This window comes from Streptomyces sparsogenes (assembly GCF_001704635.1).
In the GTDB taxonomy this organism is placed as follows: Bacteria; Actinomycetota; Actinomycetes; order Streptomycetales; family Streptomycetaceae; genus Streptomyces; species Streptomyces sparsogenes.
The window spans coordinates 104994-116522 of sequence record NZ_MAXF01000084.1 but is presented as its reverse complement, the minus strand read 5'-3'; the positions used below and the strand labels follow the sequence as shown (position 1 = coordinate 116522).

Annotated in this window: 10 protein-coding genes; 2 read left to right on the top strand and 8 right to left on the bottom strand. The window is 72.8% G+C overall.

All coding sequences use genetic code 11. The features are described 5' to 3' along the window. Both BBH68_RS16695 and BBH68_RS16690 read right to left on the bottom strand, forming a co-directional pair. On the bottom strand, positions 1-809 hold an 809-nt coding region (locus BBH68_RS16695), incomplete at its 3' end, for an IS982 family transposase (RefSeq protein ID WP_065963167.1). Between the two features lie 62 nt (positions 810-871). Beyond that, the gene (locus tag BBH68_RS16690) at positions 872-2245 is read right to left on the bottom strand and encodes an MFS transporter (protein ID WP_065963166.1); all 1374 of its coding nucleotides are present in this window, start codon (positions 2243-2245) and stop codon (positions 872-874) included. Between the two features lie 48 nt (positions 2246-2293). Here BBH68_RS16690 and BBH68_RS16685 point away from each other — a divergent pair, with 48 nt between their 5' ends. Continuing rightward, positions 2294-3409 carry a GlxA family transcriptional regulator gene (locus BBH68_RS16685; RefSeq protein ID WP_079151021.1) on the top strand — a complete coding sequence of 372 codons (1116 nt, stop codon included), beginning with the start codon at positions 2294-2296 and terminating at the stop codon, positions 3407-3409. Here the strand turns inward: BBH68_RS16685 and BBH68_RS16680 are convergent. The 4 genes from BBH68_RS16680 to BBH68_RS16665 all read right to left on the bottom strand — a co-directional run bounded on the left by BBH68_RS16680 (position 3399) and on the right by BBH68_RS16665 (position 8163). Further along, a complete protein-coding gene (locus tag BBH68_RS16680; protein WP_065963161.1) occupies positions 3399-4448 on the bottom strand; it encodes a Zn-dependent alcohol dehydrogenase in 1050 nt (349 codons plus the stop codon). The two genes, BBH68_RS16685 and BBH68_RS16680, sit on opposite strands and share 11 nt — an antisense overlap. 67 nt (positions 4449-4515) lie before the next feature. After that, the gene (locus BBH68_RS16675) at positions 4516-6063 is read right to left on the bottom strand and encodes an aldehyde dehydrogenase family protein (protein ID WP_245738082.1); all 1548 of its coding nucleotides are present in this window, start codon (positions 6061-6063) and stop codon (positions 4516-4518) included. Next, positions 6060-7214, bottom strand: coding sequence for an acyl-CoA dehydrogenase family protein (locus BBH68_RS16670; protein ID WP_065963159.1), 1155 nt, complete (start codon positions 7212-7214; stop codon positions 6060-6062). Before BBH68_RS16670 ends, BBH68_RS16675 begins: the two co-directional genes overlap by 4 nt. A 37-nt stretch (positions 7215-7251) precedes the next feature. Next, positions 7252-8163 (bottom strand): SDR family oxidoreductase, encoded by a 912-nt coding sequence (locus tag BBH68_RS16665; protein WP_065963156.1) that lies wholly within the window; start codon positions 8161-8163, stop codon positions 7252-7254. 110 nt (positions 8164-8273) lie between these two features. On the opposite strand from BBH68_RS16665, the gene BBH68_RS16660 reads away from it, so the two are divergent. Further along, on the top strand, positions 8274-9200 hold the full coding sequence (locus BBH68_RS16660) for a cyclase family protein (protein ID WP_065963153.1): 927 nt from the start codon (positions 8274-8276) through the stop codon (positions 9198-9200). 245 nt (positions 9201-9445) lie between these two features. On the opposite strand, the gene BBH68_RS16655 is transcribed toward BBH68_RS16660, so the two are convergent. Together BBH68_RS16655 and BBH68_RS16650 are read right to left on the bottom strand one after the other, a co-directional pair. After that, positions 9446-10009, bottom strand: coding sequence for an ATP-binding protein (locus BBH68_RS16655; protein ID WP_065963151.1), 564 nt, complete (start codon positions 10007-10009; stop codon positions 9446-9448). A 452-nt stretch (positions 10010-10461) separates the two neighbouring features. Beyond that, complete coding sequence (locus BBH68_RS16650; RefSeq protein WP_065963150.1) at positions 10462-11523, bottom strand: acyl-CoA dehydrogenase family protein; 1062 nt, start codon at positions 11521-11523, stop codon at positions 10462-10464. Positions 11524-11529 lie beyond the last annotated feature (6 nt).

Here is an 11529-nt window from a genome sequence, read left to right as displayed (position 1 = left end):
GCGAGGAGTCGTTGTCCGGTGCGGGCGAAGACTCCGGCCGGTGTTCTGCCGCCGTGCTGTTCCAGGCTGAGCTGGCCCTTGAGGGTGTCGATGACGGCCTCGATCCACTGGCGGACACGGACGATCTTCCCGTGCCGGACGGGCTCGTCCTTGCGGTCCGGCCGCACCAGGTGAACACCGAGCCGTTCCGTCAGGAACGCCTCGAACTCCTTCCCGGCGAAGCCCTTGTCGGCCAGGATCACCTGCCCGGCCCGGACGAGGCGGTGGTCGCGTTCCAGCAGCGCGGCCATCACCTCCCGTTCCCCGAGTTTCGGATTGGCCAGGCACCAGGTGACGGGCATGCCCTCGGCGGTGGTGACCAGGTAGAGCCGGAAGCCCCAGAAGAAGCGGGAGTGGCTGCGGCAGTAGCCGTATCCGCAGTGTCCGGCCAGGCCGGAGCGTTTGACGGTCTCCCGGGAGGCCGCGCAGGGCAGTGGGGTGGAGTCGATCAGCCGCAGGGCATCGTGCCAGGTGGGCACCTGCCGGGCCAGGGCCTCGATCACATGGCTGATCAGCGGTCCGGCGGCGTTGAGGCGCTTGTTGTAGGCGGACTGCTGGGGCAGGTAGCGGAAAAGGTGCCCCAGCCGGGCGTGAGCGAAGCGGATCCAGTGCCTGGCCGAGGGGAAGCCGAGCAGAACCTGGGCGACCGCGAGGCACAGCAGTTCGGCGTCCGTCAGTTTCGGGGGTCGCCCGATCCGACGACGGGGGGCCACATGGTCGTCGATGAACACGTACAGTGCCGCCAGAAGGGCGTCCAGGCTGGTAGTCACACACGAGCCAACGGGCGCCCTTCGCCATGGTTGCGGCCAGCACAAACATCGGACTCACTCATCTAGGCGACCCGGGGGACTTCCTCCCGCTCCCGCCGGATCACCAGGGCCATCAGCGCGGCCATCGCGCACAGCGCGCCCGCCCCGTACCAGACCATGTCGTACGACCCGAAGGCGTCCCGCACCACCCCGCCGACGAAGGCCACCAGCCCCGCGCCCACCTGGTGGGAGGCCAGCACCCACCCGAAGACGATCGCGCTGTCCTCGCCGTAGTGCTCGCGGCACAGGGCGATGGTGGGCGGCACGGTCGCGACCCAGTCGAGTCCGTAGAAGACGATGAAGAAGATCATCGGGGGCCGCACGCTGTCCGCGAGCAGGAGCGGCAGGAACATCAGCGACAGCCCGCGCAGCGCGTAATAGACGGCGAGCAGCCGCCGCGCGTCGAAGCGGTCGGTGAGCCAGCCGGAGGCCACCGTGCCCACGATGTCGAAGATCCCGATGACGGCGAGCAGACTCGCGGCGACCGTCACCGGCATGTGGTGGTCGTGCGCGGCGGGCACGAAGTGGGTCTTGACCAGGCCGTTGGTGGAGGCGCCGCAGATCGCGAAGGTCCCGGCCAGCAGCCAGAACGGTCCGGTGCGCGCGGCCGAGACCAGGGCGGTGATCGCCCGGCGGGCCGCGCCCCGCCGCGGGGCGGGCTTCGGGGTGGGCGGCCCCTCGGCCCCGTACGCGGCCAGGCCCACATCGGCCGGGTGGTCGCGCAGCAGCAGCCAGACGAAGGGCACGACGGCGAACGCGGCGACCGCCACCGTGACCGCGGCCGGGCGCCAGTGGTGGTGCTCCACGATCCACGACAGGGCCGGCAGGAACACCAGCTGACCGGAGGCGCCTCCCGCCGTGAGGATGCCGGTGACCAGGCCGCGCCGCTGGACGAACCACCGGTTGGTGACGGTCGCGGCGAAGGCCAGCGCCATGGAGCCGCTGCCGATGCCCACCAGGACGCCCCAGCAGAGGATGAGTTGCCAGGCGGCGGTCATGAAGACCGTGAGCGCCGCACCCGCGGCGATCACCGTGAGCGCGCAGGCGACGACCTTACGGATGCCGAAGCGGTCCATAAGGGCGGCGGCGAAGGGAGCGGTGAGCCCATAGAGCGCGAGATTCACGGATACCGCGAACCCGATCAGCCCCCGTGACCAGCCGAATTCCTCGTGCAGGGGGTCGATCAGCAGACCGGGCAGCGAAGCGAAGCCGGCCGCGCCGACGATCGTCACAAAGGTGACGGCGGCCACCCACCACGCCCGGTGGATCCTCGGCTGCCGCCGGGGTGGAACGGGCCGCTCGTCCTGTCCTGGAGTCCCTGGAAGTTCGGTTGTCTGCGTCACCGGATCAGCATCGGGGCCCCGCCCGGTCCGTACGAGTGGCCCGAAGGACAGCATTCGCTAGGATCGGGCCACGACACTCCCCAGGCCAGCTGTGGAGGCCCGATGCCCGAGGCCCGCCGAAGGCCCGGCGCAGACCGAAAGCCCGCCGCCGCGGACCCCGCGTGCGGGAAACCGGCGCCCGGGAAGCCCGCGCCCGCGGAGTCCGCGTCCGGGAAGCCCGCGGGGCGCCATCGCGTCGCCGTGTTCGCCCTGCCCGGCGTGATCCCCTTCGAGCTGGGCATCCCCTTCAGGATCTTCGGCAAGGCCCGCTCCGAGGGGCACCGGCTCTACGAGGTGTTCAGCTGTACGCCCCGGCCCGGCAAGGTGCCGACGGACGCCGACTTCCCGATCGTCGTCGAGCAGGGCCCCGAGGCGCTGGCCGACGCCGACACCATCGTCGTGCCCGCCTCGTACGAACTGGGGCCGGTCCATACGGAGGGCAGGCTCACCCCCGAGCTGGCCGCCGCGCTGGCCCACGCCCGGCCCGGCGTCCGCTGGATCTCCATCTGCACCGGCGGCTATGTGCTCGCGGCCGCCGGGCTGCTCGACGGCCGCCCCGCCACCACCCACTGGCACAGCGTCGCCCACTTCCGGGAGCTCTTCCCCTCCATCGCGGTCGACCCGGACGTACTGTTCGTCGACGACGGCGACGTGCTCACCTCCGCCGGCGTCGCCTCGGGCATCGACCTGTGCCTGCACGTGGTGCGGCGCGATCACGGCGCGGCCGTCGCCAACGAGGTCGCCCGACGCAGCCTGGTGCCGCCGTACCGCGACGGCGGCCAGGCGCAGTACATCGAGCGCCCGCTCCCCGAGCCGCAGCAGGCGACCACGACGGCGGCCCGCGCCTGGGCCCTGAGCCGCCTGGAGCACCCCATCTCGCTGCGCGAACTGGCCGACCAGGAGTCGATGAGCGTACGGACCTTCACCCGCCGCTTCCGCGAGGAGGTCGGGCTCAGCCCCGGGCAGTGGCTCGTCCAGCAGCGCGTGGAGCGGGCCAGACACCTGCTGGAGCGCACCGACCTGTCGGTGGACCAGGTGGCGCGGGACGCGGGCTTCGGCACGGCCGCGTCGATGCGGCAGCACCTGCAGGCGGCGCTCGGCGTCTCCCCCACCGCCTACCGGCGCACCTTCCGCGTCACGGCCGGCATCCGCGTCGACGGGCAGCCCGTCAGAACGTGAGCACGGCCCGGGCCACCCGGCCCGCCCGCGCGTCGTCGGCGGCCTTCGGGAAGTCCTCGACGGGGTAGGTGCGGGTGACCAGTTCGTCCAGCAGCAGTCGGCCCCGGCGGTAGAGGTCGGCGTACAGGGCGATGTCGCGCTGCGGCCGGGCCGAGCCGTAGCGGCAGCCCAGGATCGCCTTGTCCAGATACAGGGAGGAGACGAGGAAGGACGCTTCGGCGTCGGCGGGCGGCACGCCGAGCAGCACCGCCTGGCCGTGCCGGTCGAGCAGGTCGACGGCCTCGCGGATGAGCCGGGTGCTGCCGACGCACTCGAAGGCGTGGTCGGCGCCCGAGGGCAGGACCTCCCGCGCGGCGGTCGCCGAGGAGACGAAGTGCGTGGCGCCGAACTCCCTGGCCAGGGACTCCTTCGCGGGGTTGGAGTCGACGGCGACGATCGGCGCGGCCCCGGCGATCCTGGCGCCCTGCAGCACATTGAGGCCGATCCCGCCGGTGCCGATGACGACGACCGACTCGCCGCGGTCGACCCGGGCGCGGTTGAGCACGGCGCCGACGCCGGTGAGCACGCCGCAGCCGATGAGGGCGGCCGAGGTGAGCGGGAGGTCCTCGGGAATCTTGACAGCCTGCACCGCCTTGACCAGCGTCCGCTCGGCGAAGGCGGAGTTCGAGGCGAAGTTGAACAGCGGCCGCCCGCCGCGGCTGAACGGCCGGCCGGGCCTGCCGATCGCCTTGCGGCACATGGTGGGGCGGCCGCGGTGGCAGTCTGCGCAGGTCCCGCAGTTGGCGATGGTGGACAGGGCGACATGGTCGCCGGGGGCGACGTGGGTGACGCCGGAGCCGACCGCCGCCACCGTGCCCGCGCCCTCGTGGCCGAGCACGACGGGCACGGGGAAGGGGATCGTGCCGTCGAGGACGGACAGGTCGCTGTGGCACAGCCCGGCGGCGGCGACGGAGACCAGCACCTCGCCGGGGCCGGGCTCCCGGATCTCCAGGTCGTCGACCGCCCGTGGCTCGGTGCCGTCGAAGATGACGCCTCTCATCACCGCTTCACACTCCCCTTCCCGTCCCTCGTCCGGCCCCGCTTCTGGCACCCGGGCCGGGCCGGTCTCACGAAGCCCAGACCAGCGACTGGAGTTCGCTGTACGCGTGCAGGCCGAACGAGCCGCCGTCGCGCCCCACCCCGCTGTGCTTGAAGCCGCCGAACGGCGTCTCGGGGTGGCGCTGGGCGGTGTTGATGCCGACGTTGCCGCTGCGCAGGCGGGCGGCGAGGGCCCAGGCGCGGCCCGCGTCGGCGCTGAAGACGTAGTCGTACAGGCCGTACGGGGTGGAGCAGGCGATGCGGACCGCCTCGTCCTCGTCATCGAAGGGGAGGGCGACGACGACCGGGCCGAAGATCTCCTCCTGCGCGACGGTCATGTCGGGGGTCGCGTCGGTGATCAGGGCGGGGGCGACATAGAAGCCGGGCTCGGCGGCGGGCCGTTCGCCGCCCACCACGATCCGGGCGCCCTGCTCACGGGCGCCGGCGAGGTACGCCTCGACGCGGTCGCGCTGGGCCGCGGAGATCAGCGGGCCGACGATCGTGGAGTTATCCACAGGGTCCCCGACCGTCAGCGATCTCGCATACCGTGTGAGTGCGGCGATGACCTTCTCGTACAGCGATCGATGGACGAGCACGCGGGTCGGCGCCGTGCAGATCTGCCCGCTGTGGAAGGACCAGGTCGAACCGACCGCCCCGACCGCCGACTTGATCACCGACTCGTCGGCGTCCCCAAGGACGATGGCCGCGCCCTTGCCCCCGAGCTCCATCAGGGTGCGCTTCATCGAGTGGCCTGCGGATTCGGCGATCTTCCTTCCCACGGCGGTGGAGCCGGTGAAGCTGACCATGTCGACACCGGGGTGCGCCACGAGTGCCTCGCCCGTGGCCGCGCCCGACCCGGTGACGACATTGAAGACACCGTCCGGGAGCCCGGCCTCCTTCAGCAGGGGGCCGAGTTCCAAACAGCACAGGGGGTCCTGCGGGGCCGGTTTGGCAACGACCGTATTTCCCATCGCCAGGGCCGGGGCGACCTTGCCCGCGAGGTTGGCGAGGGGGAAGTTGTAGGAGGTGATACAGCCCACCACACCCATGGGGCGGCGGATCGCGGCCGCGCCGATGAGCCCGCCGGGAGCCAGCGGCGTGGCGGCCACGGGCACGGGAGCGAGCGGGACCGTGTCGGGCTCGACGGCGCCGCGCGCGTACCTGCGGAAGCGGTCGGCGGCCGGGGGCACCTGCATGGCCCTGGCGACGCGCAGGGTCGCACCGGTCTCGGCCTGGGCGAGCGGGACCAGGTCGGGGGCGTGTTCGGCGATCAGGGCGGCGGCGCGGTCGAGCACGGCGGCGCGCTCACGGGGGGCGGTGCGCGCCCACCCCTCGTAGGCGTCCCGTGCCGCGCTCACGGCGGCGTCGACGTCGGCCGCGTCGGCCTCCGGGGCGTGGCCGACGGTCTGCTCGGTGGCGGGGTTGGTGACCGGATAGTGGCCCGGTCCTGGCCGCCGCCAGCCGCCGCCGATCCAGTGCCCGTACGCCGCCCGGCCCTGCCCCGCCCGCTCCTGCGCCGCCCGTCCCCGCCCCGCTCGCGCGGGCGCGCTGTCCGTCTTCGGCCCGTCCGTGTTCATCCGCGTGATTCCTTAGGGAGGTTGAGAACGCGCTCGGCGATGATGTTCCGCTGGATCTCGTCCGAGCCGCCGTAGATGGTGTCGGCGCGGGAGAAGAGGAAGAGGCGCTGCGCGTCGTCGAGTGCGTACGGCCGGTCGGCGGTCCACCGCTCGGGACCGAGCGCGGCCGCGGCGCCCCTCACCCGCACGGCCAGTTCACCAAGCCGCTGGTGCCAGCCGCCCCACAGCAGCTTGGCGACGCTGGGCGCGCCGGGGTCCTGCGCCCCGCCCAGGGTCCGCAGCGCGTTCCAGCGCATGGTCTTCAGCTCGGCCCACTGACGGGTGAGCCGATCGCGCAGCACGGGGTCGGCGGCGGCACCGGTGCGCAGGGCCAGCCGCACGACCCGGTCGAGCTCCCGGGCGAAGCCGATCTGCTGGGCGAGGGTGGAGACGCCGCGCTCCGTGGCGAGCAGACCCATGGCGACGCGCCAGCCCTGGCCGGCGCCGCCGACGAGGTGTTCGGCGCGTGCCACCGCGCCGTCGAAGAAGACCTCGTTGAACTCGGCGTCACCGGTCAGCTGCCGGATCGGGCGCACCTCGACCCGGCCGGGCTGGTCCATCGGTACGAGAAGAAAGGAGAGACCGTGATGGCGGTGTGAGTCTTCCTCGGTGCGCGCCAGGACGAAGCACCAGTCGGCCTCGTGGGCCAGGGAGGTCCAGATCTTCTGTCCGGTGACGCGGTAGGTGCCGTCGCCCGGGTCGCGGACGGCGCGGGTCCGCACCCCGGCGAGGTCCGATCCGGCCCCGGGCTCGCTGTAGCCCTGGCACCACAGCTCCTCGCCACGGGCCACGGGGGGCAGGAAGCGGGCGCGCTGGGCGTCGTCACCGTGGGCGAGCAGGGTCGGGGCGAGGAGGTTCTCGCCAATGTGGCCGAGCCGGGCGGGGGCCCCGGCACGGGCGTACTCCTCGGCCCAGACGACCTGCTGGGTCAGGGTGGCGGGCCGGTTGCCGTAGGTGCCGTGCGTACGGTCCCAGCCGAGCCCGATCCAGCCGTCGGCGCCCAGCTGCCGCTCCCAGGCGCGGCGGTCCGCCGATCCGTTGGCGTGCTCGCCGAGCCAGTCGCGGGCGCGGGTGCGAAAGCGTTCGTCGTCCGGTCCGAAATCGAAGTCCACGGCTTCTCCCGTCTCCGTCCCGCGCCCGCGGGGCCGGTCACGCGTTGGGGCGTTGGCCCTCGGCCGCGGCCTTGGCCATGGCGTCGAGCTGCGCGAGCATCGGCATGGGGTCGGTCCCGACCGTGCCCGGGAGGAAGTCGGCGATCTTCTCCGGGGTCCAGGCGCCTTCCGCGTATCCGGCGCGCAGCTCCCGGGGCTGGGCCCAGACCGCGATCTTGGGCCCCGCGATCGTGTAGACCTGTCCGGTGATCTTCTCGTCCCGGGCCCGGTCGCTCAGCAGATAGACGACCAGCGCCGCGACGTCCTCCGGCTCGCCGATCTCCTTGAGCTCCATGGGCACGTTGGCCGACATCCGGGTCCGGGCGACCGGCGCGACGCAGTTCGCGGTCACCCCGTACTTGTGGAGGCCCAGCGCGGCGCTGCGCACCAGGGAGATGATCCCGCCCTTGGCGGAGGCGTAGTTGGCCTGCGCCACGCTGCCCTGGTGGTTGCCGCTGGTGAAGCCGATCAGGGTGCCGGAGCGCTGGGCGCGCATCACCGCGGAGGCCGCCCGGAAGACCGTGAAGGTGCCCTTGAGGTGGGTGGCGACGACGGGGTCCCACTCCTCCTCGGTCATGTTGAAGAGCATCCGCTCGCGCAGGATCCCGGCGACGCACACCACGCCGTCGAGCCGCCCGTAGTGCTGGAGCGCGGTGTCGACGATCCGCTGCCCGCCCGCCATGGTGGAGACGTCGTCGGCGACGGCCACCGCCGTGCCGCCCGCCGCCTCGATCTCCTTGACGGCCGCCTCGGCGACCTCGCTGCTGGGTTCGCCGCCCTCGATCGAGACCCCGTAGTCGTTGACGACGACCTGGGCTCCTTCGGCCGCGCACGCCATAGCCACGGCCCGGCCGATGCCGCGCCCGGCCCCGGTGACGGCGACCACCTTGCCGGCCAAGAAGTTCCCCACGCCGCGTCCCCTCCCGGAGTATCTGACGGTTCGTTAGATTTTTGAGCAGACGCGGCCCGAGTACAAGCCCCCGGCGAAAACCCGACCGGAAGCCGAACCGAGGAGGTTCCATGGCCCTGCCGCCCGAATTCCACGACATCGCCAAGCGCGTCAACAACTGGGGCCGCTGGGGGGAGGCGGACGAGATCGGCACGCTCAACCTGATCACCGACGAGGTGGTCAGGGACGCCGCGGCGACCATACGCAGCGGCCGCCGCATCCCGCTCGCGGTGCCGCTCCAGCAGGACGGGGTGCAGACCGGGGTCATCCCGGGCCGGGTCAACCCGCTGCACACCATGGTCGCCGTCAACCTGGAGATGTTCGGCCCGGGCACCGTGGCCACCAGCGACGACGCGGTGACGATGGGCCTTCAGGCGGGCACCCACTGGGACGGGCTGACCCATGTCTCGCACTCGGGCCGGATCTACAACGGCCGCCCCGCCGGCTCCGTCACCGCCCACGGCCGCGCCGCCTTCAGCGGCATCGACAAGGCGCGGCACATCGTCTCGCGCGGGGTACTCCTCGACGTCGCCCGCGCCAACGGGCTCGACCGGCTCCCCGACGGCCACGCCGTCACACCCGAGGACCTGGAAGCCGCCGAGGCGCTGGCGAGGACCACCGTCCGCCCCGGCGACATCGTGCTGGTGCGCACCGGCCAGATCCGGCGCTATCTCGCGGGCGAGAAGGAGGCGTACGCCTTCCCGTCCCCCGGACTGTCCCTGCGCACCCCGGAGTGGTTCCACGCCCGGGACGTGGCCGCGGTCGCCAACGACACCCTCACCTTCGAGATCTTCCCCCCGGAGATAGAGAACCTGTGGCTGCCGGTCCACGCCCTGGATCTCGTCGAGATGGGGATGCAGCAGGGTCAGAACTGGAATCTGGAGGGGCTGTCGGAGGCCTGCGCGGAGGAGGGGCGCTACACGTTTCTGCTGTCGGCCACGCCCGAGCCGTTCGTCGGCGGCGCGGGGAGCCCCGTCGCACCCGTGGCGGTCCTGTAGTCCCGCCGAGAGTTCGGGTACGGGGGCGAGGGACGGGTCTGTCGGGCGGCGGCGCGCTCATGCGCACCCCGAGCACGGCACCGCGCACCGCCACCCGGCTCCGGCGCCGATGCCCTGTCACGCGCCGGGCAGCGACCCGCACTCGCCGAGGAACCGGCCCGGGAGCACACGGCCCCCAGGAGCCCCGGAGTCCTCGACGTCCCCTCGCGACGAATCGCCGATCCTAGAGTGATCAAGCAACCACATCACGTCAACACCTGGTCTGGACTTTGTCGACTACGCCCGATTTGTGACGGCGCATGGGGGCTCGTGCGCCCCGTCAGGGCCACGTCCTCATGAGTTCCGTACGCCCCAAGTCCCCCACGGGCACCTCGGTCCACCTCGCACCAGATGCGCTTGCCCGCGCCCTCCGGATGCCAGCCCCACCGGTCCGCCAGACCGTCGACCAGCTCCAGGCCGCGCCCATTGGTGGCGTCCTCGCTCGCGCACCGCCGCCGCGGCGCCCGGTCGCTGGTGTCGGCGACCTCGACCCGGACCGTGCCGCAGCCCGGCCCACGACCGCCCCGGCCGCCCGCGCCTGGGCCGCCGCCCTCACCCTGCGCGGGGAAGAGCATGCGCAGCACCGCAGGGCAGCCCGTGTGCACCACGGCGTTGGTCACGAGCTCCGAAATCAGCAGGATCAGCGTCTCGGCAAGCGGCTCGTCCACCCCTATCCCGGACCCGGCGAGCCGCGAACGCGCCCACCGACGGGCACGACTCACCTCCGCGGGGTCGGGCCGGACCTCCATCTGCACCTGAAGCACCTGCACCGCTCACACCATCCGAACCGGCGGACACATCGCCTCGTACCTCCAAGAGGTCACGGAACGTGACTCCCCTGCGAGACAGCATGGTTGACGTACAGTCACCCCAACAAGCGCTTCGGTCATATTCCAGCGCCAAGGAGTATGCATGCGGCATACTGTGCGACGCGCGCTGCTGGGAGTCGAACACCGGGGCGCCAGGACGGCACACCCCGTGTGAGCGGGGCACATCGGCATGCCCGGAGTCGCCCCACGGGCCACACCGGGATCGCCGCACCTCAAAACCGCTCGCACGCAACGGAGAGTACCGGAGCGCGGGCCCGACTCCCTCGTGTGACGAGTCACGCCTAGGAAACAACCCGGTATCAACGCTCGGTCACCTCTAGACCCTGGGGATTCCCCCAGGAATCGCGACATCTGAACAATTCAGGCGTTTCCACGAAGTCGGGCGACAAACCTCATGCACCGAAGCGCAGCAGCCCGGCCGCCAGTTCCTCCTCGGCATCGGCCGCCCTCTGCCACTGTTCGGCCCGCACCCAGGCCCGCTTGAGGTGCAGATGGACATCGGCCTCCCAGGTGAAGCCCATCCCTCCATGGACCTGTAGGCAGTCCCGGGCGTTATGGACCGCGGCCTCGTCGGCGAGCAGCTTGGCGGCGGCCACTTCACCCGCGTCTTCTGTGACCGCGGCGGCGTAAACCACGCTTCTGGCCGTTTCCGCGCGCACCAGCATCCCGGCGCACAGGTGCTGCACGGCCTGGAAGGCGCCGATCGGGCGGCCGAACTGGAAGCGCTCCCGGGCGTGGCGCACGGCCATCTCGACCGTACGGGCGGCGCTGCCCAGTTGCAGGGCGGCGGTCAGCAGCACCGCCTCCCGGCGGTACCGGCCGGCGGACCGGGGCCCGGCCGGCCGGGCCGAGGCGGCCAGTCGGCCCGGGCAAGCCACGCGGCCCGGGTGGGGCACGCGGTCCGGGTGGGGCACGCGGTCCGGGTTGGGCACGCGATGCAGCGGGGTCGCCGGGTCCACGGACCGTACCGGCCGCGCCGCGCGGGCGAGTCCGGCGGCGGGCAGCGCCTCGACGTCGCCGTCGCCGGGGGCGCCGATCGCCAGCACGGCGTCGGCGGACGCCAGATGCTCGACCAAGGCCCCCGCCCCGTCCCCCACCCCGACCCCGTCCCCCGCCGTGTCCAGCGCCGTGACCACGGCCCGGCCCTCGGCCGCACCCTCCACCACCCCGGCCGCCAGGTGCGTGGCGACCAGCGGCCCGGGCAGCAGCGCCCGGCCGGCCTCCTCGAAGGCCAGCACCGCCTCCGGCAGGCCGAGCCCCACCCCGCCGTCCGCCTCCCGCAGCCGCAGGGCGAAGAACCCGGCGCCGCCCAGCTCCCGCCACAGCGCCCGGTCCACGACGGGCGGCCCGCCGTCCACGGCCGCCCGGAGCCGCTCCCGGGGAAACCGCCCCTCCAGCAGTTCGCGGACGCCCGCCCGCAGCGCCCGCTGGTCGTCCGTGAGCCGGAAGTCCACGCGCTG